Source organism: Telluria sp. RT2P19, from assembly GCF_059685725.1.
Genome location: NZ_JCASIL010000013.1, coordinates 36,754 through 59,873, shown reverse-complemented (window position 1 = coordinate 59,873; position 23,120 = coordinate 36,754). Strand labels below are relative to the sequence as shown.

Annotated in this window: 18 protein-coding genes; 5 read left to right on the top strand and 13 right to left on the bottom strand. The window is 69.2% G+C overall.

The features are described from left to right. Positions 1-118: 118 nt before the first annotated feature. From fahA to AC56KW_RS16630, 7 genes are all read right to left on the bottom strand, one after another. Entirely contained in the window at positions 119-1,426 is a 1,308-nt protein-coding gene (fahA, locus tag AC56KW_RS16660) for a fumarylacetoacetase (RefSeq protein ID WP_497171794.1), read from the bottom strand. A gap of 42 nt (positions 1,427-1,468) precedes the next feature. Next, positions 1,469-2,413: an alpha/beta fold hydrolase gene (locus tag AC56KW_RS16655; protein ID WP_497171793.1), complete on the bottom strand. Its 945-nt coding sequence runs from the start codon at positions 2,411-2,413 to the stop codon at positions 1,469-1,471. A 114-nt stretch (positions 2,414-2,527) separates the two neighbouring features. Continuing rightward, positions 2,528-3,505, bottom strand: coding sequence for a tripartite tricarboxylate transporter substrate-binding protein (locus AC56KW_RS16650; protein ID WP_497171792.1), 978 nt, complete (start codon positions 3,503-3,505; stop codon positions 2,528-2,530). Between the two features lie 87 nt (positions 3,506-3,592). Further along, positions 3,593-6,577, bottom strand: coding sequence for a sensor histidine kinase (locus AC56KW_RS16645; protein WP_497171791.1), 2,985 nt, complete (start codon positions 6,575-6,577; stop codon positions 3,593-3,595). Between the two features lie 150 nt (positions 6,578-6,727). Beyond that, positions 6,728-7,930: a 3-oxoadipyl-CoA thiolase gene (gene pcaF / locus AC56KW_RS16640; protein ID WP_497171790.1), complete on the bottom strand. Its 1,203-nt coding sequence runs from the start codon at positions 7,928-7,930 to the stop codon at positions 6,728-6,730. Beyond that, positions 7,927-8,586: a CoA transferase subunit B gene (locus AC56KW_RS16635; RefSeq protein WP_497171789.1), complete on the bottom strand. Its 660-nt coding sequence runs from the start codon at positions 8,584-8,586 to the stop codon at positions 7,927-7,929. Before AC56KW_RS16635 ends, pcaF begins: the two co-directional genes overlap by 4 nt. Then, complete coding sequence (locus AC56KW_RS16630) at positions 8,583-9,248, bottom strand: 3-oxoacid CoA-transferase subunit A (protein ID WP_497171788.1); 666 nt, start codon at positions 9,246-9,248, stop codon at positions 8,583-8,585. The genes AC56KW_RS16635 and AC56KW_RS16630 overlap by 4 nt, the downstream gene beginning before the upstream one ends. A gap of 137 nt (positions 9,249-9,385) precedes the next feature. On the opposite strand from AC56KW_RS16630, the gene AC56KW_RS16625 reads away from it, so the two are divergent. The 5 genes from AC56KW_RS16625 (at position 9,386) to AC56KW_RS16605 (ending at position 13,938) form a co-directional block, all read left to right on the top strand. Further along, positions 9,386-10,195: an IclR family transcriptional regulator domain-containing protein gene (locus tag AC56KW_RS16625; RefSeq protein ID WP_497171787.1), complete on the top strand. Its 810-nt coding sequence runs from the start codon at positions 9,386-9,388 to the stop codon at positions 10,193-10,195. 393 nt (positions 10,196-10,588) lie between these two features. Further along, complete coding sequence (locus AC56KW_RS16620) at positions 10,589-12,043, top strand: pilus assembly protein TadG-related protein (RefSeq protein WP_497171786.1); 1,455 nt, start codon at positions 10,589-10,591, stop codon at positions 12,041-12,043. 50 nt (positions 12,044-12,093) lie between these two features. Beyond that, the gene (locus AC56KW_RS16615; protein WP_497171785.1) at positions 12,094-12,504 is read left to right on the top strand and encodes a hypothetical protein; all 411 of its coding nucleotides are present in this window, start codon (positions 12,094-12,096) and stop codon (positions 12,502-12,504) included. Further along, the gene (locus AC56KW_RS16610) at positions 12,491-13,105 is read left to right on the top strand and encodes a TadE family protein (RefSeq protein ID WP_497171784.1); all 615 of its coding nucleotides are present in this window, start codon (positions 12,491-12,493) and stop codon (positions 13,103-13,105) included. The genes AC56KW_RS16615 and AC56KW_RS16610 overlap by 14 nt, the downstream gene beginning before the upstream one ends. Positions 13,106-13,293: 188 nt before the next feature. Next, on the top strand, positions 13,294-13,938 hold the full coding sequence (locus AC56KW_RS16605) for a VTT domain-containing protein (RefSeq protein WP_497171783.1): 645 nt from the start codon (positions 13,294-13,296) through the stop codon (positions 13,936-13,938). Here AC56KW_RS16605 and AC56KW_RS16600 read toward each other — a convergent pair. The 6 genes from AC56KW_RS16600 to AC56KW_RS16575 form a co-directional block, all read right to left on the bottom strand. Beyond that, positions 13,865-14,383, bottom strand: a complete 519-nt coding sequence (locus AC56KW_RS16600) for a hypothetical protein (protein WP_497171782.1) — start codon at positions 14,381-14,383, stop codon at positions 13,865-13,867. The genes AC56KW_RS16605 and AC56KW_RS16600 overlap by 74 nt on opposite strands. Positions 14,384-14,605: 222 nt before the next feature. Continuing rightward, positions 14,606-17,497 (bottom strand): TonB-dependent receptor, encoded by a 2,892-nt coding sequence (locus AC56KW_RS16595; RefSeq protein ID WP_497171781.1) that lies wholly within the window; start codon positions 17,495-17,497, stop codon positions 14,606-14,608. 124 nt (positions 17,498-17,621) lie between these two features. Beyond that, the gene (locus AC56KW_RS16590; RefSeq protein WP_497171780.1) at positions 17,622-18,584 is read right to left on the bottom strand and encodes a carbohydrate kinase family protein; all 963 of its coding nucleotides are present in this window, start codon (positions 18,582-18,584) and stop codon (positions 17,622-17,624) included. Beyond that, positions 18,581-19,705, bottom strand: coding sequence for an ABC transporter ATP-binding protein (locus AC56KW_RS16585; RefSeq protein WP_497171779.1), 1,125 nt, complete (start codon positions 19,703-19,705; stop codon positions 18,581-18,583). The genes AC56KW_RS16590 and AC56KW_RS16585 overlap by 4 nt, the downstream gene beginning before the upstream one ends. A gap of 14 nt (positions 19,706-19,719) precedes the next feature. Next, positions 19,720-22,080 carry a GH32 C-terminal domain-containing protein gene (locus AC56KW_RS16580; RefSeq protein ID WP_497171778.1) on the bottom strand — a complete coding sequence of 787 codons (2,361 nt, stop codon included), beginning with the start codon at positions 22,078-22,080 and terminating at the stop codon, positions 19,720-19,722. Between the two features lie 60 nt (positions 22,081-22,140). Beyond that, positions 22,141-23,118, bottom strand: a complete 978-nt coding sequence (locus AC56KW_RS16575; protein WP_497171777.1) for a family 43 glycosylhydrolase — start codon at positions 23,116-23,118, stop codon at positions 22,141-22,143. Between the last annotated feature and the right edge of the window lie 2 nt (positions 23,119-23,120).

The window sequence follows — 23,120 nt, the reverse complement described above, 5'->3', positions numbered from 1 at the left end:
CCGCAATCCGATCTTCTCGGGCACCGCCGACCAGGGCAAGCGCCCTACCTGGTCGCGCGGGTCTGGACCGGCACCCGCGGCCAGCCGGGCCGCCGAGCGCGCACGTGCGGCGCCGGCCTCAATCGGCCGCGCAGCGGCGCGGCAGGCCACGCGCCGCCAGGACGGTGCCCGCGCATTCGCCGAAGCCGATCCGGCGGTAGCCGGGCCGCTCGCAAAAGCCGCGCAGGATGACGGTGTCCCCATCCTGCAGCCAGCTGCGCGTCTCGCCATTCGACAAGGCCAGCGCGCGGCGCCCGGCGGCGCCCAGTTCGAGCAGCGAGCCGCCCTGCTCCGGCCGCGGTCCGGACAGGGTGCCCGTGCCGAGCAGGTCGCCGCTGCGCAGCGGGCAGCCGTTGACGGCGTGGTGGGCGATCATCTGCGCCACGGTCCAGTAGGCGTCGCGGTAGTTCGACGTCATCAGGCGTTCGGGCGGCAGGCCGGCGCGCGCCATGGCCGCGCTCAGGAGCCATACCTCGAGCGTGATGTCGAACGCGCCGGCCTCGCGGTTGCGCCGCGAATCCAGGTAGGGCAAGGGGCGGGGATCCCCCTCGGGCCGCGCATGCGGCGCGCGAAACGGCGCCAGCGCCTCCGGCGTGACGATCCAGGGCGAGACCGTGGTGGCGAAACTCTTGGACAGGAAAGGGCCGAGGGGCTGGTACTCCCAGGCCTGGATGTCGCGCGCGCTCCAGTCGTTGAGCAGGGTAAAGCCGAACAGGTGCTCCTCGGCGTCGCCGATGGACACCGGCGTTCCGTCCGCGCTCGGCATGCCGATGTAGGCCCCGAGCTCGAGCTCGAAATCGACGCAGGGCGACGGCCCGAGCACGGGCGCCGCATGGCCAGGCGCCAGCGCCTGGCCATGCGGGCGATGGAAGCGCTGGCCGCTGACGCCGACCGACGAGGCGCGGCCATGGTAGGCCAGCGGCATCCACCTGTAGTTGGGGCTCAAGGGCTGGTCGGGAAAGAACATCCGGCCGACGGTGGTCGCATGATGGATGCCGGCATGGAAGTCGGTGTAGTCGCCGATCGGGCACGGCAACGCCAGTTCGGCACCCGCCTGCGCCACCAGGGCCCCGCACGCCAGCCAGGGTTCGCGCTTGGCGCTGCCCTCGCCCAGCCCGCGCGAAATCGCGCAGCGCAAGGCCTGGCGCGCCGCCGCTCCCTGGCCCATCAGGCGCTGCATATCGTGTCCAGCCACCAGGCCGGCGCGCTCCAGGTCGAGCACCTGGTCGCCGATCGCCACGCCGATTCGCCAGGCCGCGTCGCCCTGGCGCCGGAAGCGCCCGAACGGCAGGTTCTGGATCGGAAAGTCGGTCTGCGGCGCATTGGCCGACGCCACCCAGCTGCGCAGGCCGGCGTCAAGCGTGCGGTCGAGCTGCAAATCATCCATATCGTGTCCTCGATGGTGAAGCGTTGCGATGCGGCGCGCGCATCAACGCCCGAGGAAGTCGAGCAAGGCCTGGTTGAAACCGGCCGGATCCTGCCACGGCGCGAAGTGGCTGACCCTGCGCAGCACGAGCAGGCGCGCGTCGGGAATCGCGGCGGCCGCGTACTTGAAGTGGCGCATGGTGATGAATTCGTCGCGATCCGCCGCCGCGATCGCGATGGCCGGGCCGCGCAGCGCCGCCAGCTGGGCATCAAGATAGTCCGGCTCGCGCGCCTGCATCGCCGCCACCGCGTCGCCCAGGCGCATGAAGCCCTGCGGATCCGGGGCGATCGCCTCGTAGTCGGCGCGCAGGCGGGCTCCGATCAGGGGCAGCACCGGCGACGGCAGGGGCGCCTCGATATGGCGCCGGTTGACGTTGGGACCGAAGGCGAACAGCCGGCTCACGCGCTGCGGCTGGCGCATGGCCAGTTCGAGGCCGACGATGGCGCCATCGCTCCAGCCGACCAGCGCCGCGCGGCCGAGCCCCAGCCGGTCCATCACCGCCGCGACGTCCTGCGCCATCAGTGCATACGAGAGCGGCTGCGCCCCCAGCGTGCTGCGGCCGTGGCCGCGGCTGTCGATCAGGATCACCCGATGCCTGCGCGCCGCCAGCGCCCGCACCTGATGGCCCCAGGTGAGGCTGCTGGCGCGGCCGCCATGCAGCAGGATCACTGGATCGCCATGGCCCACGATCCCGTACCAGATGCGCGCACCGGCATGGTCGACGTGGCCCTGCTGGTCCAGCGCCGGCAGCGGCGGCACCGCAGGAAGGGTTTCGTGGCGGGGCGTGGCGGCGCCGGCGTTCGCGCCGGCAACGCCGGCGGCGTCGGCCGGGGCGGCGACCGCCGCGGCCAGCAGCGCCGCCGCCAGCAAGGTCGTGACGGCGCGCAGGCAGGCGTAAGGCAGCGTCGAGGATAAGGCAGGGGCGGCATGGGTGGAGGTCTTGCTCATCGTGCTTTCCAGGGAAGTGGGTGGAGTGCGGCGTTCCCAGGTAACTACGTCGCGCCGCGCCCATTGGATGCACGATCCCGCCGCCCGGGTCCGCGGGCCGCCTGCCGGGTGCCTTCAATCCATCACGGAGCCCGACTGCCTGACCAGGGCCGTGTGCCGGGCCAGTTCGCTGGCGAAGAACGCAGCCGCCTGGTCCGGCGTGTTGCCGATCACGGTCATCCCCTGGCGCGCCAGGGCGGCGCGCACCTCCTTGTCGTCCAGGGCGCTGCGCACCAGCGCGTGGTGGCGCGCCACCAGGTCGGGCGCCATGCCACCGGGCGCCACCAGCGCCACCCAGGCGTCGAAGCTGTAGCGCGCTAGCCCCTGCTCGGCCAGCGTCGGCACTCCAGGCAGGAAGGCCGAGCGGGCCTGGGTCGACACGCCCAGCGCGCGCAGCCTGCCGCTGCGGATCAGGGGCGCCGCGACCGTCACCGACAGGAAGCCGAACTGGATCTGGTTGCGCAACAGGTCGGCCGACATCTGCGCCGAGCCGTTATAGGGCACGTGCTGGACGTCGAAGCCTCCCGCCTCGACCCGCAGCAGCTCGGCGGCCAGGTGCAGCAGGCTGCCGCTGCCGCCGGAGCCGTAGTTGAGGGTCCCCGGCCGCTTCCGGGCCAGAGCGATCAGGTCCTGCACGCCGTGCACCGGCAACGAAGGCACCGCCACCAGGACCAGCGGGAAGCTGCCGACCACGCTGATCGGCACGACGTCCACCAGCGGATCGAAGGGCAACGGCTTGCCCATGGCGGGATTGATGACGTGGTTCGACGCCACCACGCCCAGCACCGAGCCGTCCCTGGCGCCGCGCGCGATGTGCGCGGTCGCCGGGACCCCGGCGGCGGCGGGCTGGTTCTCGACCACCACCGGCCGGCCCGTCGCCAGCGCCAGGCGCTGGCCCAGGATGCGCGCCACGAAGTCGGCCGTCGTGCCGGCCGCCAGCGGCACGATCAGGTGCACCGGCTGTCCTGCCTCGGCGGCGAGCGCAATGGGCGCCAGCCAGCAGGTGGCAAGCGCCAGCAGGGCCGGCGCCAGGAGTCGGCGTGTCGGGTTCATATGCATCCGGGCTCCTTTGCTGGTCGATCGCGTTTCGACGCCGATGACGATAGCAGATCGGGATGTCCGACGCATCCCCTCTTCGGCTCACGCCGGCGCACCGCGCCTGCGCCGGTATGCCATGCGCGCCGGCAGCGCGAGCACGACCCGCGTGCCGCAGGCAGCCGCGTGCCCCGCGCCGCCATGGATCTCGAGCCGGGCGCCGATGCGCTCGGCGCGCTCGCGCATGCCGCGCAAGCCCCAGTGGTCCGGCCTCCCCTGTCCGGCGAGCCAGGCCGGGTCGATGCCGCAGCCGTCGTCCGCCACCGTCAGCACGAAGGCGGTGCGCCGGTAGGCCAGGTGGACCGTGACTTGCGCCGCCCGGGCATGGGCGAAGGCATTGCGCAGCGCCTCGAGCCCGATCCGGTAGACCTCATCCAGGACGGCCGGCTGGAGTCGCCGCACCGCGCCGCTCGTGGCGAGCGCGAAGGCGCAGGCCCATTCGGCGGCCAGTTCTTCCCCCGCCGCCGCCAGCGCTTCGTGCAGCTCGCGCGTGTCGTGCGGGCCGCCGCGCAGTTCGCGCACGCGGTCGCGCCCCTCCACCAGCACCTGGTCGGCGCGCAGCAAGGCCTGTTCGAGGCCGGCCCTGGCCGGAGCGTCATGGGGTAGTTGGTCGGCCGCGGCCTGGAACCGCAGCACCAGCCCGTGCACGCCCTGCAGCAGCGTGTCGTGCAGTTCGCGCGCGATGCGCTCGCGCTCGCGGTGCCGCTCTTGCAGGCGGTCGCGTACCCGCAGCGCGGCGCGGCGCGCGGTCGCGCGGTAGACCAGCCACAGGGCGGCCAGCAGCAGCAGGCCGATACCGGCCAGGAACAAGGGGTGGCGATAAAAGGCCTGCGCGACGCGAAACGACAGCACGGCCTCGCGCGTGCTGGGCACGCCGTCCTTGTTCAGGGCGATCACGCGAAAGCGGTAGGCGCCCGGCGCCAGCCCGGTATAGATGGCCTGGCGCGTGCGGCCGGCGTCCAGCCAACCCTCGTCGAAACCGTCAAGCCGGTAGCGAAAGCCCAGGCGCTCGGGCGCGGCCAGGCTCGGCGCCGTGTAGTCGATGGCGATGCGCTGCGCCCCCGGCCGCAGGCTGAGCGGCGTGGCCAACGACACATTGGCCCCATCGACGCTGACCGCCTCGATCTCCACCGCCGGCCCGGGTTCGGCCGGCGGCAGGCGCGCCGGATCGAGCGACACCACGCCGCCGCTGGTCGAGAACCACAGCTGGCCGTCGCTGCCGCGCACCGCGGTCGGCAGGGGCAGTACCTGGTGCGGATCGTTCGCCAGGCCGCCCAGCGCGTCGAAGGAGCGGTAGCGGATGCGGTATCCCGGCGTGGCCATGGCGCGCCGCAATTCGGCGGCGCCGATCTGGAAGATGCCGCTCCTGGCATGCAGCCACAGGTCGGCGTCACGGCTTGCCGGCGCCGCCACAGGAACGATGGCGTAGATATTGTCGAACGCACCGTCGCCGGGGAGCGCCACCTGATGCAGGCGGCCCGCCTCGACATAGGCCAGCCCGTGCTGGCCGCCGAGCCAGGTGCGGCCCGCATGGTGGGCCAGCGCCGTGACGTGGCCGATCGCGAGGCCGTCGGCCCGGGTCCAGCGTCTTGTCTCATCGCCGCGGCGCGCCTCCAGCAGGCCGTCGCGGTAGCCGAACCACAACCAGCCGTCGGGCGCGGCCAACGCGCTGACCGGCATGCGCTGGCTTTCTTCGCTGGAGCTGCCAGCTATCTGCTGCCAGCGCCCCGCCGCGTGCCGGAACAGGCCGACCTTGTTGATCGACACCCAGAGGCGGCCCTGCGAGTCGCGCGCCATCGCGCGCACCGGCGCCTGGGCACCGGGCGGCAGCGGCGCGAAATAAGCGAGCTGGGCGCCGCGCGCACGCCAGATGCCGGCCGGACCGGCCATCCAGACGCCGCCGTCGCCATCGCGCATGGCGCTGTTGACCGGCGCCGGCATCGACAGCCGATGGACCTGCCCGTCCTGCAGCCGCAGCGCGCTGCCGCTTCCCGGCCCGCCCCACAGGCTGCCATCCGCGCCGGCGGCCAGGGCCACGTTCAGCGCGCCGGCCGGAAACGGCGCCGGCGCCAGCAGGCGTGGCCGGAAGCGATCCAGGCCGGCGTTGGTGCCGACCCACAGATTGCCTTCGCGGTCGGCGTGCAGCTTCCAGACGAAGTCCGAGCTCAGGCCCTGCCTGGCCTTGAAACGGGTGGCGCCGGCCAGCGCCGCCAGGCTGTCCGGACGTGCGACGTGCAGCAGGCCGCTGCCGGTCGTACCCAGCCACAGGCCGCCGGCGGCATCGACGACGAGGCCGGTCGCCGGCGCATCCAGCCGCGCCGTGCCGAAGGAAACCACGTCCCCGTCCAGCACGACACGGTGCACCTTGCCGCTATGGCGCTCGGCCAGCCAGATCGCGCCGTCAGGGGCCTGCGCAAGCTGGCCGGCGCCCTCGAGCGCCAGGCCGCTGGCGACAAACCGCTGCGCCCCGCGGCGCAGGTAGAACAGCCGGGTGGCGCCCGCGACCCACAGCACGCCGGCGCGATCGAAAAGCACGGCGCGCGCGCCGGTATCGTCGAAACCCTGGTCACGGCCCATGCGTCGCCAGGCGCCGTGCGCGCGCCGCGCAAGGCCATCCTCGGCGGCCGCCCACAAGGCCCCGCTGCGGTCCTCGGCAAGGCCGAACACCACCCCGGCCGGCGCGCCCGGCCCTTCCTGGCGCGCGAGCGGCAGGCCAGCACGCGCCAGCGCCACGCCGCCGCTGCGCAAGCCGACCCACAAGGCGTCGCCCTGCGCCAGCAATGCCGAGACGATGGCAGGCGCCCCGCGCGCGCCGGGAGCGTGGCGCCGGAAGCGCAGGCCGTCGAAGCGCACCAGGGAATCGTTGGTGCCGAGCCAGAGGTAACCGTTGGCGGCGTCGACGATCGCGCCGACCTGGCCCGGCCCGCCGTCGGCGGACAGCCAGCGCCGGTGCTCCAGGCTGTCCGGCGCCATCGCCTGGACGCCGGGTGCGAGGAATGCCGCCAGCGCGGTCCACAGCGCCGCCAGCATGCGCGTTCCAATCAGGAGCGGACCTTGGCGAGCATGGCGGCAACACGGTGTTTTCATTGCCGGATGATAGCATCGGCAATGCCTGCATTTGGCGTCAGCAGCCTCGAAAGCCCGGCGCAAGCCCCGCGACTACTGCAGCATGCGCAGCGCTCAGACCCGCTCGATGGCCAGTGCGATCCCCTGCCCGACGCCGATGCACATCGTGCACAGCGCAAGGCGGCCGCCCGTGCGCTGCAGCTGCCAGGTCGCCGTCGTCACCAGGCGCGCGCCGCTCATGCCCAGCGGATGGCCCAGCGCAATCGCACCGCCGTTCGGGTTGACGCGCGGGTCGTCGTCGGCCAGGCCGAGCTCGCGCAGCACCGCCAGGCCCTGGGAGGCAAAAGCTTCGTTCAGTTCGATCAGGTCGAACTGGGCCAACGTCATGTCCAGCTGGCGCAGCAGCTTTTGCACCGCCGGCGCCGGGCCGATGCCCATCACGCGCGGCGCCACGCCGGCGCTGGCCATGCCGATGACGCGTGCGCGCGGCGTCAAGCCGTACGCGCGCACCGCGTCGGCGCTGGCCAGCAGCAGCGCGCAGGCGCCGTCGTTGACGCCCGACGCATTGCCGGCGGTGACCGTGCCGTCGGCGCGCACCACCGGTTTCAGTGTCGCCAGCGCTTCCAGGCTGGTCGCGCGCGGATGCTCGTCGCGGCTGACCTCTAGCGGTGCGCCTTTTTTCTGGGGAATCACGACCGGCACGATCTCTTGCTCGAAAGTGCCGTCCTGTTGCGCGCGCGCCGCATTGGCCTGGCTGCGCAGGGCGAAGGCATCCTGGTCGGCGCGGCTTATGCGAAAGTCGTCGGCGACGTTCTCCGCCGTCTCGGGCATGGCGTCGGTGCCGTACAACTGCTTCATCAAGGGGTTCGGGAAGCGCCAGCCGATGGTGGTGTCGTAGATCGTGCTGCTGCGCGAGAAGGCGCTGTCGGCCTTGCCCATCACGAAGGGCGCGCGTGTCATCGACTCGACGCCGCCGGCGATCATCAGCCGCGCCTCGCCGCTGCGGATGGCGCGCGCCGCGATACCCACGGCGTCCAGCCCCGAACCGCACAGGCGGTTGACGGTCGACCCGGGAACCTCTTGCGGCAGTCCGGCCAGCAGCGCCGACATGCGCGCCACGTTGCGGTTGTCCTCGCCGGCCTGGTTGGCGCAGCCGTAGATGACGTCGTCGACGGCGTTCCAGTCGACGTCCGGATTGCGGCGCATCAGTTCGCGGATCGGAATGGCGCCCAGGTCGTCGGCGCGCACGTCCTTCAGGGCGCCGCCGTAGCGGCCGATCGGGGTGCGGATGGCATCGCAGATGAATGCATCGATCATGCTGGTTCTCCTTCGTTCAACTCGGGCAGCAAGGGTGCTGCGGTAACCGCTTGCAGGTCGGCGAGGGTCAAGCCGGGCGCCATCTCGCGCACCCGCAAGCCCGCCGGCGTGACATCGATCACGGCCAGGTCGGTATAGATGCGGCTCACGCAGGCCACGCCGGTCAACGGGTAGCTGCAGGCGGCGACGACCTTGCTTTCGCCCGTCTTGGTCTGGTGGTCCATCATGACGAACACCTGCTTGGCGCCGATCGCCAGGTCCATCGCCCCGCCGACGGCGGGGATGGCGTCCGGCGCGCCGGTATGCCAGTTGGCCAGGTCGCCGTTGCCGGCCACCTGGAACGCGCCGAGCACGCAGATGTCGAGATGACCGCCGCGCATCATGCCGAACGAGTCCGCGTGGTGGAAATAGGCCCCGCCGGTGAGCAGGGTCACCGGCTGCTTGCCGGCGTTGATCAGGTCTTCGTCTTCCTCGCCCGGCGCCGGGGCCGGGCCCATGCCCAGCAAGCCGTTCTCGCTGTGCAGGAACACCTCGCGCTCGGACGGCAGGTAGTTGGCGACCTTGGTCGGCAGGCCGATGCCGAGGTTGACGTAAGCGCCTTCGGGGATGTCGCGCGCGACGCGCTCGGCCATCTGTTCCCGGCTGTAACGGTTCATGCTGCCTCCTTGACGACGCGTTGGACGAAGATGCCTGGAGTGACGATGGTTTCCGGATCGAGTTCACCCAGGTCCACGATCTGCGCCACCTGGGCGATGGCGACCCTGGCGGCGGCGGCCATGATCGGGCCGAAGTTGCGCGCCGTCTTGCGGTACACGAGATTGCCCCAGCGGTCGCCCTTGAGCGCCTTGATCAGCGCGAAGTCGGCCGACAGCGGCGTCTCGAACACGTAGCCGCGGCCATCGATGATGCGGGTTTCCTTGCCTTCGGCCAGCAGCGTGCCATAGCCGGTCGGGGTGAAGAAGCCGCCGATGCCGGCGCCGGCCGCGCGGATGCGCTCTGCCAGGTTGCCTTGCGGGGTCAGTTCCAGTGCGATCTCGCCGGCGCGGTACAGGGCGTCGAAATGGTGCGAGTCGGCCTGGCGCGGGAACGAACAGACGATCTTGCGCACCCGCTTCGCCTTGATCAGCGCGGCCAGGCCGGTCTCGCCGTTGCCGGCGTTGTTGTTGACGATGGTGAGTTCGCGCGCGCCTTGCGCCAGCAGGGCGTCGATCAGGCTGGAAGGCATGCCCGCGTTGCCGAAGCCACCGATCATGAGGGTGGCGCCATCCGGGATGTCGGCCACCGCGCGTTCGAGCGTGTCGCAGGTTTTATCGATCATTGTGCAGGTCTCGTCTCTGATAGATTTGTGCGATTATCGAACAAATGCTCGATAATCGAACATCAGTGTATGTCCGCGATCGGCGCGGGTCAAGCCGAAATTCGTTTCGGCGTCGCGGCGTCGATTACAATTCGGGCATGTCCACGTCTCCCAACTCTTCCGTTCGCGGCGCCGCCGAGGAGATCGACGCCCCCGCCGATCCCGATTTCATGACCTCCCTGGCGCGCGGACTTGCCGTCCTGCGCGCCTTCTCCGACGTGCCGGGGCCGCAGACCATCGCCCAGCTCAGCCAGCAGACCGGCATCCCGCGCGCGGCCGTGCGGCGCTGCCTTCACACTCTTCGCCAGCTCGGCTATGTGGATTCGGCCCTGAACAATTTCAGCCTGCGCCCGAAGGTGCTGGCGCTGGGCTACGCCTACCTGTCGTCGACGCCATTGACGACCTCGGCCCAGCCCTGCCTCGACGGACTGAGCCGCCAGTTGGGCGAATCGAGTTCGCTGGCGGTGCTCGAAGACGACCAGGTGCTGTACGTGGCGCGCGCCTCGGCGTCGCGCGTGATGTCGGTCTCGCTCGGGGCGGGCAGCAAGTTGCCGGCGTATTGCACGTCATTGGGAAGGGTGCTGCTGGCGCATCTGCCGCACGACGAGCAGGACGCCTACCTGGCGCGCACGGCCCTCGCACCGCGCACCGAGCACACGGTAACCGACCGCGGCGCGCTGCGCGCCGTGCTGGCGCAGGTGCGCGAGCAGGGGTATGCGCTCAATAACGAGGAACTGGAACTGGGCCTGCGCTCGATCGCGGTGCCGGTGCGCGGCGCATCGGGCCGCGTGCTGGCCGCGCTGAATGTCGGCGCCCAGGCCACGCGGGTGTCGCCCGAGCGGATGGTGGACGAGTTCCTGCCCGTGCTGCGCCGTAGTGCGCAGGAACTGTCGATGCTGGTACCCTGACTGGCAGGGTCGGACGAGGCGCAGGAACGCTTGACCAGCTGTGCACGCTCGACCACCCGGAGCGAAAAAATTCTCCGCCGCCCTGGCCGCGTAGATTGCCGGCGGCACCGCCAGGGACCGGGTCTTGCACCTGCTGGCCACGCCGCAGATCGAGGCCGGCGGCGATAATCCGTCCGACATGCGGTCCAACTGACACACATCGGCGCCCAAATCTTGGGCGACCTTGTAGGTAATCAATTTAGCTGCGCACCACAAGACTAGAATTCGCTTGTCTGCATCGGCGGCCCGATTGTACCGCCTGCTGGAGGATCGATGGACAGTCCTGGACCACGAAGCATTGACGCTGGAAGCGACCCGAGACGTCGGGCGCTTGCCCATGCGCGGACGGCGGCGGTGCGGCGGACCGAGTCCGGCGTCTTCGCGATCCTGTTCGTGCCGCTGCTGTTCATCATCATCGGCTTGTTCGGAATGGCGCTGGACCTGGGCTTCGTCTATCACCGGAAGGCCGAACTCCAGGCCATCGCACAGAAGGTCGCGCTGACGGCGGCGCGGGAACTGAACGGCACCGGCGCCGGCGTCACGGCGGCGCTGGGCCGGGCCGCGGCCGAGGCGCGACGCAGAAAGTTCGATTATGGCCGTAGCGTCAGCTGGAGCGATGCGGCGATCACGTTCAGCAATACGCCCGCCGCGGGCGCCGAATGGGTCACTGCCGAGGTGGCACGAAGCGCGCCGGACAACAAGTACTACGTCAAGGTCGATACCGGCGCCCTGGCCCAGGCCGTGGGCGTGGTCGACACGATATTCATCAAGATCCTTGCCAGCGCGTTGGCCACGGTCGCCGTGAACGACCGCGCCATCGCCGGACGCTCGACGATCAACGTCACGCCCCTGGCAATTTGCGCGATGTCGCCGGAGGCCGCCACGGCGCGCGCGAATCCGGGCCCGCCGGTTGCCGTCGAACTGGTCGAATACGGATTCCGGCGCGGCGTCAGCTACGACCTGATGCAGCTCAATCCGGATGGCGTCACGCCTGCGAACTTCGTGCTCGATCCCCTGGCGCCGCCAGGTGGCCTGGGTTCGGCCTCGAATACCGGCGCCAGCGCGGTCGCGCCGTTCCTCTGCACCGGCCGCATGTGGGTGCCCCGCGTTAGCGGCGGCGCCATCCGGGTGGGCTCGCCCTTCCCCCTCGCGCTCCTCTACCATGCGCTGAACGCGCGCTTCGACCAGTACACGGACGGCAGGTGCGTCGCCGCCGGCGCGCCGCCCGACTACAACATCAAGGCCTACTCGCACGGCGCCAGCGGCGGCGCATCCTGGATGAGTCCACGTGCCGGCAGCCCGAGCGCCACGCCATCGACATCCGGCGGCCGCCTGCACACGATCGCGGACCTGTCGACACCGCCCGCGGGGACGGCGCCGGGCGCCTATGGCCCGCTATGGGCCCATGCCAGGGCGGTCAAGTTCGCCGACTACGTGGCCGGCTCCCCCGAACCCGAGGGCGGCTATGCCACCTTCGCCACCAGCGACTGGAAAAGCCTCTATCCTGCGTCCCCGATGGTGGCAGCCTCGGGCTATCCGGCCCGGCTGCAGCCCCATCAGGCAGCGTCGGGAAGCACCTATGCCGCTCCGTCGGACGACAACCTGGGTATTGCGGTGCTGGGCCGGCGGGTAATGCATGTCCCGCTGCTGCGCTGTCCGGTCGCCGCGGGGGCGAACGTCGGCGCAACCGCCGTCGCGATCGGCAAGTTCTTCATGACCATACCGGCGTCGAGCACGAGCATCCACGCCGAGTTCGCGGGCATCGTCCCCGAACACAGACTGACCGGCCAGGTGGTCCTGTACCCATGACGCCCATGTCTCCATGCAAGCGCAGGCCAGGCGCCGCCGCAGCTGTCGAGGTGGCGCTGCCGCCGCCCTTCTTCGTCCTGCTGTCGTCGCGTGCTCCGTTCCCGGGGCGCGGCTTCCGGCATTCCACGACGGTGCACAAGGCCGCACAGCATGCGCAGCGCTATCTCGCCACCATCTCCAGGGACGAAATGCGCGCCCCGGCCCTGGCGCCGGCCGCCGCCGAAATCGCCCGCGACATCGCCGGGATCGCGCTCGCCGGACCCGACCCCGGGCAGACTTTGTCACGGGTCGCAGTCCAGCGTGGCGGCAAAAGCTGCTCGGGAGTGAAATCCGACCTGCTCCCGGAAACCGTGGCTGCCATCGTGCGCATGGATATGTTCGACCCGGTGTTCGAGGGCGCCGTCGTACGCCACAAACTTGTGCCGACCGCGTATCCGGAATTGCGCTATGGCGGCAATTGACATGCAGCGCCGACCGTCATGCATGCCTGGTACGCGTCAGGCTGGCGTGGCTGCGGCCGAATTCGCCCTTCTTGCAATCCTTTTCTTTACACTTGTTATCAGCGTCATGGAACTGGCGCGCGCCGTGTACGTCTTCAACACGATGTACGAAGCGACCCGGTATGCCGCGAATGCCGCATCGATGACGAGCCATCGCGACACGGCGGCGCTCGACCGCATCCGGCAGCACGCGATGCTGCGCACGTCACCGGGCAGCCTGTTGCTCGGAGCGCCTGTCGGCGACCAGAACGTCAGGATCGACTACCTGTCGCTGCGCCGCGAGGACGACGACAGCATGACCCTGCAAGAGATTCCCGCCGGTGCCCTCCCTCTCTGCCCCAGGCAGAACCGCGAGATCTGCATGCGCGATCCGCATGCCGCCAACTGCATTCGTTTCGTTCGCGCGCGCATCTGCGCCGACGACGACGAGACGCAGTGCGACGCAGCCTCGTTCGGCACCTTCCTCCCCCTGCTGTCATTGCGCTTCGACGTGCCGCGCGCGACCACGGTGCGGCTCACCGAGTCGTTCGGCTCGATGCCGGAAGGTACGCCGTGCCTGTGACGCCTGCCGCTGTGCGCGGGCGCTCGACGACGTCCCGAAAAACGCTGCGCCAGCGCCGCATACGGCAAACATGATCCCGCGGTGGTAAGCTGCTGCGCGCAAAGCATGCGCATGCTGCGCGCGCATCGCATTTTCGCGTTCGCCCCTGCGACGCGAGAAGTACGTAACCACGAACCAAGAAGACCCCTATGCTCACTACCCTGCTCGACTGGTTTCTCCACCTCGACCGCCACCTGGCCGTGCTCGCGGCCGAATACCAGATCCTCGTCTACGTCCTGCTGTTCGCCGTGATCTTCGTCGAAACCGGCGTCGTCGTGATGCCTTTCCTGCCTGGCGACTCGCTGCTGTTCGTAACCGGCGCACTGGCGGCAAAAGGCATGCTTGCGCTGCCAATCCTGATCCCGCTCCTGATTGTCGCGGCGGTCATCGGCGACATCGTCAACTTCGCGATCGGCACGCTGTTTCGCAACCGGGTCAAGCACGGCTACCGGCTGCGCTTCATCAAGCCGGAACACATCGCCCACACCGAGCGCTTTTTCGAGCGCCATGGCCCCAAGACCATCGTGCTGGCGCGCTACGTGCCGATCGTGCGCACCCTGGCCCCCTTCGTGGCCGCGCTGGGCAGCATGCGCTATCGGACCTTCCTGTCCTATAACGTGGCCGGCGGCACGCTGTGGGTGGTGTCGCTGACGGTCGCCGGTTTCGCCTTCGGCAATATCACCTGGGTCAACGACAACCTGACGGCGGTCATCATGGCGATCATCGTGCTGTCCCTGGTGCCCGGCATCGCGGCCTGGCTGCAAGAGCGCCATCGCGCGAAACGCGAGGCGTGATCCGTTTCTCGGGCACGAATGCGAGTCTGCGGTAGATGGCAGGGTTCAGCGCCAGGTCGCTTCGCCCCTTGTTACCGCGAAAGAAGTCGATCCGCACGGGGGCGACGACAGGCAATGCGGTGCCATCCAGCGCCACGATCAAGGTCATGCGTGGATCGAAGAAACGATTGGTGCGCACCACCTGGAGCACCGTGACGGTGGTCCCCGATTGCAGCGGCAGCCGGAAGCCGACTTCGGGGCCCCGCACGCCTGGCGGTGGAATCAATGTGATGTAATCGACAGGCGCTTGTGCGGTTTGCCTGACACCGTAGGCGTCGAGCGGACCGACCACGAGATAGCGCGCTCCGGGTATGGCCCTCGATTGCGGTTCGGCGCCGGCATCCTGGTGTGCCTCACGCACGTCGCAGCCGATCAGAACGCCCATCAATAAGAAAAGGATTCGCATGCCCGATCATGGCGGCAGTCGGCCCATGCGAATTTGATGGGCCGCAGGCCTGGCCGCAGCCACGATCTTCCCGCGCGTGGCCGCACTCCACCATGTCAACACCATGGGGTGGGCGGGGCGGCGACCGGCAGTGCAAACGCGGGCGGGTCGTGACAGTCGTGACGCGCACGGTCGACATCGTCAACATGGCGCCGGCAGGCTGGCTGCCGGCGCCGGGCCTGTCTAGAACCTGTATGTCAGGCTCGCACGGATCGTCCGACCGAACAACGGCCGTGCAACGCCGCGATTGCGTGTCCCATCCGGCGACAAGAGATCCGAAAACAGCGGATCGCCTTCGGTGAAGGTCAGCGAATCGCGCAGGTTTGCCACGTGCACCTGCGCCATCAGGCGCGGGGTGACCTCGTACTGTGCGCCCAAATTGATGATGCTGTACGACGGCAGCAGGGTGACATTGGTATCGGTCGCCTCGGAGAAGCGGTCGCCCGTGTACTGGTATTGCCCATAGATCGTCAGCGGCAGGCCGGTCAAGGCGCGCAGATCGTACGACGGCGTGAAGTTGGCCATGAACTTCGCCAGGCGCCGCGGACGGCGGCCATCCTCGCTCACCTGCACGTAGTGGTAACCCGTGATGACGCCGTCCGGCGTCTTGTCTTCCTGCGTGAAGGTATAGTTGGCGCCTTCGATCTTGGGCTGCTGGACCAGGAAGTTCCCTTTCAGTTCCAGGCCGTCGATGAAGCGCGGCCGGTAGGTCAGCTCGACCTCGGCGCCCACGTTCTCGACACCGCGCTTGTACAGCTGCGCCACTTCGGGGCAGGAATTGATCTGGGTGACGCCGCCGATCGCCGAGCACTGGCTTGATTCGATGTCGCGATAGATGTTGACCGCGCTGCGTGGCGAGAACTTGTTGTAGAACACCGCCACCGACGTCCCGAATTCGCGCGTCATGTAGCGCACGCCGCCTTCATACTGGCGGATGCGCTCGACCGCGTCGATGTCGACCGGCTCGCCGTTGGCGCTGATGGTGCCGGCCGCGCTCAGGTCGACCAGGTCGCCCACGCTCGGCAGGCGGAACGAGCTGGAGGCCAGCGCATAGACCGACAGCGGCCGGCTGATGCTGTAGTTGGCGCCGATCGACCAGCCGACCGCATCGAACTTCTTCTTCAGGCTGCGCGCGGCGGAAGGAAAGAACACCTCGTTGTCGGCGGTCGTATCGCCGGTCGAGCCGACCACCACATCGGCCGGGGTCAGGTCGAGCGCCGTCTCGCGGTTGCGGCGCACCACGTTCGCATCCAGGCTCTGCCAGCGCACACCGGCATCGATGCGCAGGCGCTTGTTCATCGTTTCCCAATGGTCGAGCAGGTACACCGCCCGGCCATCGCCCTTGAAGTCGGCCAGGTGGCCGTTCCAGCCCGGCAGGATCGCACCGCCCAGCGTCAGCGACGGCCCCACCTGCTGGCCGCCTGCGTCCACCGCGATCAGGTCGGCCAGGCGGCTGCGCGCGGCGCTTTCGCCCACCAGCAGCCCGGTCTGGAAGTTGACGTCATACGTGTAGCGGCTGCCGTAGACGCCGAAGGTCACGTCGTGGGTGCCGGCGGCCTGGAAGGTCTTTTGCGCCTGCAGGTCCAGCACATTGCTGCTGGCGTCCATCTTGGCGATGTACGGGATCAGGAAGTTCAGGTAGGCGTCGCCCGCGACCGCCGAGCCGTCGTTGGTCCAGCGCCCCTGCACGCCGCTGGCCTTGGCGTAGTTGCGGATGAAGTCCTCGCGGCTGATATTGGCGAAGGCCGAGCAGGCGCCATTGGCGGGCACGTTGAAGTAGCCGACCAGCTTGGCGTTATCGAGGTTGCAGTTCAGGGCCGCGCCGTGGGCCGGCGAGATCACGTCGTTCTGGTAGCGCGCATTGAGAAAGTTGCTGGCGCTGGCAGTATCGTTGCCGGTGAAGACGGCGTTGAAGCCGCTGCCGCCGCCGGTGTGGCGCAGGTTGGCCGACAGCTTGATCCCCGAGTCGAGCACGTGGGTCGCCTTGGCGCTGAACATGCGGAAGTTCGGGTGCAGGCCGTCGGCCTGGTCGATCTCGCGGCTGCCGTACTCGCCGAGCATGGTGAAGCGGCGGTTATAGGGCGAGGCCGTGGTGCCGCTACCGAAGTCGATCCCGAGCGGCTCGATCGAATCGTTGTTCAGCACCGTCGGATTGGCCGGCGTGCCGCTCTGGGTAAAGCGCGGCACCGAGATCGGCAGGTTCTGGTAGAACGCGGTGCGGTCGTTCAGGTAGTGGCCGTCGAGGCGCAGCGTGGTGCGCTTGTTATCGCTGGTGAAGATCAGGTTGCCGCGTACCTGGCCGCCCTGGTCGGCCGTGTAGCCGGTATCGCGGATGCCGTCGCTGCGGCGGTAGAAGCCGCCGATGGCGCCGGTCAGGTTGTCGTTGATCGGGCCCGAGACGAAGGCGTCGTGGCGCCAGAAGCCGTAGTCGGCGTACTCGATCTTGTAGCCCGCTTCCAGGCTCTTGCCGCCGGTGCGGGTGATGTGGTTGACAGTGGCGCCCAGGCCGTTCGAATACAGGATGCCGCCGGGGCCGCCCTTGACCGCCTCGACCGCTTCGGTCATCAGGTCATCGCGCACCAGCACGTCATTGTTCATGAACGGCACTTCCGGTTCTTCATACGCCGGCAAGCCGTCGATCAGCTGCGGCGAGAAGCGGAACCCCCCGGCCACCGGCAGCCCGCGCACCGTGATGTTGTTGCCGGCTTCGCCGGCCGTGCTGCCCTCGGCGTAGATGCCGGGCAGGTTGCCGAGCAGGTCGGCAGTACTGATCGGCGCCAGGCGCTGCATCTCTTCCGCGCTGATCGTATTGATCGAAAAAGTCGCGTTCTTCTTGCTGGTGGTCTGGGTGACACCGGTGACGATGACGACGGCGGCGCCGTCTTCGGCCTGGGCCTGGGCCTGGGCTTGGGCTTGGGCCTGGGCTTGGGCTTGGGCCTGGACTTGGGCTTGGATTGGGGCTTGGGTTTCGGCGGCGGCGCTGGTGGCTTGCTGCTGGGCGAAGGCCAGTGCCGGCATCAGGCCGATGATCAGGGCGGCCGAGCGGCCGATATAGGATGAAATCGAGTAAGGCATGGAAGCGTCTCCTGAGGGTGGTTTTATATACTGCTTTTGTGTTCAAGAACTGTTGCCGTGCTCACGACAGCTGCTAGCTGTCCATCGTTGTCATGAGCGACCGGCCAAAGCACGCCGGACACCGCTATACCGCACCGGGCGCCGCCGGTTCGGCGCCTGGCATGACTTCGTTCAGATACGGCAGGTCGGCGCCGCGGCGCGCGCAGGTGATGGCGGCGGCGCGCGCCGCGAACGCCAGCGCCGCGCGCAGTTCGTCGGCGCCGATGTCCTGCACCGCCTGGCGCGTGAGTCGCCCGGCGCGCTGGAGGCAGGCCAGCAGGCCGGCCTGGAAGGTGTCGCCGGCGCCGACGGTATCGACCACCGTCACCGCCACGGCCGGCAGCGTAAACGCCGGCAGCGCGCGGGTCGCCGCCAGGACGCCCTGCTCGCCCCGGGTGACCACCACCAGCGCCACGCCTGCCTCCAGCGCCCGCTCGACGAAGTCGGACAGGCCCAGCCCCGGATACAGGGCGTGGATGTCTTCTTCGCTCACCTTGAGCACGTCGGCGCGCTCCTGCATCCAGCCGAGCGCTTCGCGCCAGCGGTCGACGCGTGGCTCGATCGTCAGCCGCACATTGGGGTCGTACACGATCAGGCTGCGGCGGCGCTGGCGGTCGACCAGCGCGCGCAGGGTCGAGGCGACCGGCTCCACCACGATGCAGTACGAGCCGACGTGGATCGCCTGGGCGTCGTGCGCGACGAGCGCGAGGTCGGCCGGATGCACCATGCGCTCGGCGGTATCATTGCCATAGAACGCATAGTGCGGCACGCCCCGGTCGTCGACGCTCACCATCACCAGGGCCGAGGGTGCGTCGGGACGCGGCGCGGCGTCAAGATTGACACCCTCGGCCTGCAGCGCCGCGTGCAGCTTGCGGCCGAACATGTCCTTTGAGAGGCCGCCGAAGAACTGGGCGCTGCCTTGCAAGCGCGCCAGGCCGATCGCCAGGTTGAAGGGCGAACCGCCCTGGCGCGCGGACAGCTCGATACCGGCCGCGACTTCTTCACGCGCGAATACGTCGAATAACGCTTCTCCACATACGACAATCATGCAACCTCCGAATGACCATTGAAACCGTTGAGCTGGATAGCCCCGGCCGCCGGCGCCTGCGGCTCGATGCGCGCGCCGTCGGGGCCGAACACATGCAGCGCACCGGCGACGGGCCTTACCGCCCAGGCGCTGCCGGCGACGGGCGGCGCATCCTTGACCGATACCACCAGCGGCTTGGACAAGCCGGCCACGTCGAGGTGCACGTGCGACTCGGCCCCCAGGCGCTCGACCAGCACCACCACGCCGCGCAATGGGCCGTCCGGGTCGGGCACCAGGTGTTCAGGGCGGACGCCGGCGGTGACCGCCTGGCCGGCGGCGTCGAGCCGCGTCCAGCCGAGCGCCACCGCGCCCAGCGCCAGCCGGCCGGCGCCGTCGAGCGTGGCCTCGACCAGGTTCATCTTGGGCATGCCGATGAAGCCGGCGACGAAGACGTTGGCGGGCCGTTCGTACAAGGCCATCGGCGCGCCGATCTGCTGCACCCCGGACGGACCCAGCACCACGATGCGGTCGGCCAGGGTCATGGCCTCGACCTGATCATGGGTGACATAGACCATGGTCGCGCCGAGCTGCTTGTGCAGGCGGGCGATCTCGACCCGCATATCGGCGCGCAGCGCCGCGTCGAGGTTCGACAGCGGTTCGTCGAACAGGAAGGCGCGCGGTTTGCGCACGATGGCGCGCCCGATCGCCACGCGCTGGCGCTGGCCGCCCGACAGTTGCGGAGGCCGGCGCTCCAGCAGGTGCTCGAGCTGGAGCATGCGGGCGACCTCGTGCACCGCCAGCTTGATCTCCGCCTTCGGCACCCGCGCCAGGCGCAGGCCGAAGGCGATATTCTCGAACACGCTCATGTGGGCATATAGCGCATAGTTCTGGAACACCATCGACAGGCCGCGCCGCGCCGGTGGCGTGTCGTTGACCCGTTCGCCGTCGATGGAAATCTCACCGGCGCTGATCTCTTCCAGCCCAGCGATCATGCGCAGGACCGTCGACTTGCCGCAGCCCGACGGACCGACCAGCACGACGAACTCGCCGTCGCCGATCGTGAAGTCGATGTTCTTGAGGATGTGGTTGCTGCTCTTGCCGGGGTAGGTCTTGCCGACGCCGGCCAGCTTGATGGATGCCATGCTGATGTCCTTGATTAACGTCCTGCGCCGGCTGGCTGTGCGGGGACAACCGACTTGCCGTTCGATGCCCCCATCCGCCAGACCTTCAGCTTCACGATGCGGTCGCCCGGCGCCGCGTTCAAGGCCAGGCCGGTCGCATCCAGCCGGCTCGGGTAGACCCGGCTGGTCAGGCTCTTGCGTTCGTTCAGGTAGGCCTCGACCATCGAGCGGTCGAGGAAGACGCGCAGGCGCAGGTGCTCGCCGCGCGCATCGAAGGCGCCGCCCTGCACGCCGCGCGAGCGTGCGTCCGGGTCGAGCGTGGTGTGGGTACGGTCGATCTCGAAGCGCTTGTTCGCCGGGTCGATCGACAGGATCGTGCGCTCGGCATTGTCCGGCGTCTTGCGCAGCACCAGAGCGCGCGCCGCGGTGCTGGCGGGCCCCGGCGCCAATTCCAGTTCGACCTCGAGCAGGTCGCCCTTGACGCCTGCCAGGCGCGCCGCGGCTGTAGCTGGCGTCACGTCGCTCAGGTCCAGCAGCAATTCCTGGCGCAGGCTGGCCAGCTCGGCGATCGGCGCCAGGCGCAGGTCGCCGTCCGCACCGATGCCCAGCGTGATCGGCAGCCCGGCATTGTGGGCCCAGCCGCTATCCCATTCCTGCTGCGCGGTGCGCTGGCCCTGGGCGATCGAGAACACGATGCTGCGTCCGGTCTTCGGATCGACGAAACCGCTCGGGCCCGAGAAGTGGCCTTCTCCCAGGTCGAACACGCGCGGCGCCTCGCTGTCGGGAATGAAACGCGCGCTGGCGCTATCGAACACGCCGGTCCAGTAATAGGCTTGCGCCTTGACATCGACCAGGAAGGCGTGGCGCGGCCGGCCATCCTTGCCCTTCCCGATCGGCAGCAGCAAGGGCAGCTCCCAGGTGCGGTCGAAGGCCGGGTACTTGACCGGGTCGATCGTAAACAGCGGCCCGCGCGCGTTCCAGTTCATCAGGTCGGTCGATTCGTAGACCAGGGCGGTGCCGCTGCGGCCTGGCTCGCGCGACGCGACCAGCTGGAACCAGCGGTCGCCCTCCTCGTCCCGGAACACGAAGGGGTCGCGGAAATCGCCCTTGCGGCCCTTGCCCTCCTCCTGCACGGTCACCGGCACCGGATGCTTTTCCCACTGCACCAGTTCGGGGTCGCCGGGATTTTTCGGCCACGCCACGCCGCTGCGCTCGCGCACCGGCGCCGAGTCGTTACCGGCCGTGAAGAACAGCGTCGGCGTGCTGTCTTTCTTGTACGTCGCGCTGCCCGACCAGATGCCGTCCGGCGCCAGCGTATCGTCTTCGGGCGCGAGCGCCATCGGCAGCTCGCGCCAGTGCACCATGTCCGGGCTGATCCAGTGGCCCCAGTGGATCTGGTGCCAGAACGGGCCGAACGGATTCTTCTGGAAGAACAGGTGGTACCGGCCCTTGTAGTAGAACGCGCCATGCGGCTCGTTCATCCAGCCGAAATCGGGCATCGCGTGGTACTGCGGGCGATGGCGGTCGCCGGAGAACACGGCGGCATCGATCGTGAGGTCGGCGCGCGCCAGTTGCGGCGCCCTGCCGCCGCGCGCGGCCAGATCGGCGCGCATCGCGGCCGCGACCGTCGCCGCGTCGCGCGCGCCGGCCTCGATGCGCACCTCGTCCATCAGGCCGAGGAAGGTATTCATTTCGAACACGTCGGCCACCTTGCGCGGCTCGGAATGGCGGCCGATCGTCAGGCCGCGCGCCGGCACGGTGAAAGCGCCCTCCTTCGGCCCGGCGCCGCTTGCCACCAGTTCGCCGTCGAGGAAGAGCCGCACGCGCCGGCCGCGCGGATCAATGCTGGCCGCCACGTGCGACCAGCGGTCTTTTGGCAGCTTGCGGTCGTTCACGCGCAGGTCGAACTCGCGGGCGCCGAACCCAAGCTTGATGCCCCAGGCGCCAAACCGGTACATGCCGAACGAGAAGCCGGACCTGGCCTGTTCGTCATACTGGCTCACAAAGCCCGAATACTGGCCGCCATCACCCCACTCGAAGGCATGCGGTGCGACCCAGGCGCTGATCGTCCAGCCGGCGGCCAACTGCTGCGCCGACAGGCCGGGCGCCTCGATATCGGTCGAGTAGCCGTCGAACAGCAGGCAGCCGCCCTTGATGCAGGCGCGCGCGGCGCGCCATTGCGGATCCGAATTGGGCTTGTAGCGCGCTTCGTTGAATACGAAGCTCACCGGATCGCGGCGCTTGGACACCGCTTCGAGCGTGTCGCGGCCGCGGCCTTCGTCCAGTCTCCAGGTGGCCAGTGGCTGGCCGGGCGTTGCGGGCGCGGCGCCGATGGCGGCCGCGGGCAACAATGAGGCCAGCAACAGCGCGAAGCCAGTCTTCAGGGATGGTTTCACCGGGTCTCCTTGGTTGTTTGGATGGCCGCTCGTCGGCGGCCTACTTCGTGTCTATCGTTGTCATTCGTGGCCGGAAGAATCGGCCAGCCGGTAGCGCCCATTCTCAAGGCGCAGCGGGATCGGATCGCTGATCTGGCCGACGAACTGGCCGTTCGCGCCGGTATCGAGGAAGGCCATCAGGCAGTCGTTGCCGGTCAGCGGGTCGCGCAGGATCTTGCCGGCGTAGCGCCTGCACGGCACATCGCCGTCGAGGAAACCTTCGGCCGGCGTCCATGGACCGAGTGGATGGTCGGCCACCAGGTAATGGGTGCCGGACACGCCGCCGCCGTGGCCGGCGCGCTGGGCCTCGGACCAGTGTTCGCGCACATTGCAGAAGGTGCAGAACCAGCGGCCGTCGCGCTCGAATACCTGCGGCACCTCGAGCTGGCCGTAGTGGCCGCCCCCGTACACCGGCGCGGTCGCTTCCCAGTGCAGCAGGTCAGTCGAGACGGCATGGCCGATCACGCCGCGCGCGTACTTTTCGCCATCCTTGCGGCGCGCGGTGAAGAACATATGGTAGGCGCCATCGATCTTCTCGGGCAGCACCCATGGATCGCGCAGCGCGCGGTCGTGCCAGCTGCCTTCGGCGAATTCCTCGTAGTAACGTTCATCGAGGTCCAGCGCCAGGCCGTCGCCGACCCGGGTCCATGGGCCGTCGATGCTGTCCGAGGTGGCGTGGCCGATGCGCTGGCGCATGCCGTTCTCGCTGCGGCTGGTGCCGGTATAGAACAGGTGGTAGCAGCCTTCGGCGCGGATCACCGACCCGGTCCAGGTGGTGAAATCGTCCCAGGCCGGGCCGGCCGACGGCTGGAACACGGTGCCGCGATAATCCCAGTTGCGCAGGTCGCGCGAGACGGCGTGGCCGACCGACACGTTCCAGTGGCGCAGGTCGGGGTTGCCGATGGCGCGGTCGGCCTGCAGCATGAACAGGTGCTGTTCGCCGTCCTCCTCGAAATGCCAGAAGTCCCAGATGAATTTGTCGTCGATGCTCAGTGTCATTG